A 538-nucleotide genomic window follows, 5' to 3' on the forward strand; every position below is an offset into this window, starting at 1 on the left:
TGAAACTCTTGGTTGTTGGGTGCTTTGATTCGCCCCCATTGATCAAGTTCAACATTGAACGGAGTAAGCCAGTTCATTTGATGAGGTTGGAAACCAAATGCCATGATGACAGCATCGGCAGGCAGTACGTGTTCACTTCCTTCTACAGGTTCTGGGCGACGGCGACCTGCGTCATCAGGCTCGCCTAAAGCAGTTTTGACCACTTTCACGCCTGAAACTTTGCCATACGCATCAACCTCAATACCTAAAGGCTGAAGGTTAAACATGAACTTCACGCCCTCTTCTTTGGCATTTTTCACTTCTCGACGGGAGCCTGGCATGTTTTCTTCATCACGACGGTAGGCACAAATCACGTTAGATGCGCCTTGACGGATCGAAGTTCGCACGCAGTCCATCGCGGTATCACCACCGCCAAGCACCACGACTTTTTTGCCTGCCATATCGATAAACGGTTGGCTATGTTCTAGCTCCATGACCTTATAGGTATTGGATATCAAAAATGGTAGGGCGTCATAAACACCCGGCGCGTCTTCATTTT

The 538-nt window shown here is 48.5% G+C and carries 1 protein-coding gene; it reads right to left on the reverse strand.

Features of this window, described 5'->3' with window-relative positions; genetic code table 11:
* Positions 1-538, reverse strand: a 538-nt coding sequence (locus tag R7E38_RS23310; RefSeq protein WP_318082223.1) for an FAD-dependent oxidoreductase, incomplete at both ends; no start/stop codon positions are given.

This window comes from Vibrio sp. Vb2131, from assembly GCF_033338535.1.
GTDB classification, from domain to species: Bacteria; Pseudomonadota; Gammaproteobacteria; order Enterobacterales; family Vibrionaceae; genus Vibrio; species Vibrio alginolyticus.